Genomic DNA, 830 nt, shown 5'->3' with positions numbered 1-830 from the left:
GGCGAGGGGGTCGAGGTGCATGTGGTCGAGGGTGAGTCCCACGCCGTCGTAGCCGAGGTCGGCGAGGAGGCCGAGGGCCTCGTGGAGCCGGAGGTCGGTGAGGCCGTTGGTGCCGTAGCCGAAACGGACGGGGGTGGCGGCTGCAGGTCCCGGGGTCGGCGTGCCGTTCGGCCGGGGCGTCTTCTCGGTGTTCATGTGATGCTCACCGTCCTCGCGAACCGCCTGCCGAGCGGGGCGAGCGCCGCCACCAGCACCGCGGTGGACGGGGCGCCCGAGCGGGCGGCGAGCGCGGCCTGGAGCGGAATGGTGGCGCGGACACCGCTTGCGACGGCTCGTTGGGTGAGCGGGGGTGACGGATTGAGGGCCGCGTGGGCGTAGGGGCGGGCCGCGGTGACGGCGTAGGCGGCGCCGAGCGTCGAGCGCAGGGCGGCTTTCACGGAGGGGCGGCGGGTGAGGAGGTGGGTGAGGACGCCGGTGGTGGCGAGGGCGGCCAGCGGTGCGAGGGGTGCGCCGCCTGTCGTCTCCCGGCGGGAAACGGCCGTCACCGCGAGGGTGTGGGTGGCCAGCAGTGCCGCGGAGGGGAGAGCTCTGCGCGGGTGGCCGGTCGTGGCTGCCGCGCCGAGCAGCAGGTCGAGTCCGCGGACGGCGGCCATGGCGGCTGGACCGGCCGGGGTGCGCTTCAGGCCGAGGTCGTACGCCCAGACCGTGGCCGCGAGGGGGGCGGCGACCGTCAGAGCGGGGCGGCCCGCACGGGCGGCGAGCGCGAGGCCGGCTCCGGTGAGGGCGCAGGCGGCCGAGAAGGCGGCGGCCGGGTGGATGCGGGCCGAGGG

The 830-nt window shown here is 77.0% G+C and carries 1 protein-coding gene and 1 pseudogene; both read right to left on the bottom strand.

Annotated elements, in window-relative coordinates; genetic code table 11:
• Positions 1-195, bottom strand: a pseudogene (locus GRC12_RS44765) (sugar phosphate isomerase/epimerase); the annotation flags it as partial.
• On the bottom strand, positions 192-830 hold a 639-nt coding region (locus GRC12_RS44760; RefSeq protein WP_439959965.1), incomplete at its 5' end, for a UbiA family prenyltransferase. The pseudogene GRC12_RS44765 and the gene GRC12_RS44760, both read right to left, overlap by 4 nt.

This window comes from Streptomyces griseorubiginosus (genome assembly GCF_017614965.1).
Lineage (GTDB): Bacteria > Actinomycetota > Actinomycetes > Streptomycetales > Streptomycetaceae > Streptomyces > Streptomyces griseorubiginosus_B.
The sequence above is the reverse complement of the archived record's forward strand: the minus strand, read 5'-3'. Positions and strand labels throughout refer to the sequence as shown.